The following is a 709-nucleotide window of genomic DNA, read 5'->3' on the forward strand; positions in this document are numbered from 1 at the left end:
AACTTATGGTTTATCTGACCAAACACCGGATACCCACAACCGTGGTCGTTAAACAAAGTCGCACGGCACCCCCAAAAAGTGTTTGAAATCAATCCTGTAAAGCATCATACTGGATGTATGAACAGGTATAACAGATCTGACAAACCTGACTGGGTCCCTCCCCGATCCATCAAACTGCTCGATCAGGTGCGCGAACGGGTTCGCTACCTGCATTACAGCCTACAGACCGAGAAGGCGTATGTCTACTGGGCCAAGGCGTTTGTGTTGTGGGCGGCCCGCAGCCATGGTGGGTTTCGACATCCGCGCGAAATGGGGCAAGCGGAAGTCGATGGTTTTCTGACCATGTTCGCCACCGAGAAGCAAGTGGCGCCGGCCACCCACCGGCAGGCGCTCAACGCGCTGTTGTTCTTGTATCGGCAGGTGCTGGGCATGGAGTTGCCCTGGATGCAGCAGATTGGTCGGCCGCCAGAGCGCAAGCGGATTCCGGTGGTGCTGGCGGTGCAGGAGGTTCAGACGCTGCTTTCGCACATGGGGGGCATCCGAACGGGGCAAGAGTTGTTGGAGCATTCGGACGCGTCCACGACCATGATCTACACGTATGTGCTGAAGGTGGCGGCGGGTGGGACGGCCAGCCCACTGGATGAGATGGTGTTTGCGAACTGATGCCCCGGTTTGCGGAACTCGGGGGAAGGACTGCTCAGGGTTGGAA

1 protein-coding gene is annotated in these 709 nt (G+C 57.5%); it reads left to right on the plus strand.

The annotated features are described in order from the left end of the window. The first annotated feature begins 117 nt into the window (after positions 1-117). The gene (locus tag MJ602_RS16680; RefSeq protein ID WP_423246724.1) at positions 118-663 is read left to right on the plus strand and encodes a phage integrase N-terminal SAM-like domain-containing protein; all 546 of its coding nucleotides are present in this window, start codon (positions 118-120) and stop codon (positions 661-663) included. Positions 664-709: the final 46 nt, after the last annotated feature.

This window comes from Simplicispira sedimenti (genome assembly GCF_022760965.1).
Lineage (GTDB): Bacteria > Pseudomonadota > Gammaproteobacteria > Burkholderiales > Burkholderiaceae_C > Simplicispira > Simplicispira sedimenti.

Coding starts and splice junctions, on each gene's coding strand:
- MJ602_RS16680 (WP_423246724.1), top strand. CDS start 118: ATGAACAGGTATAACAGATCTGACAAACCTGACTGGGTCCCTCCCCGA.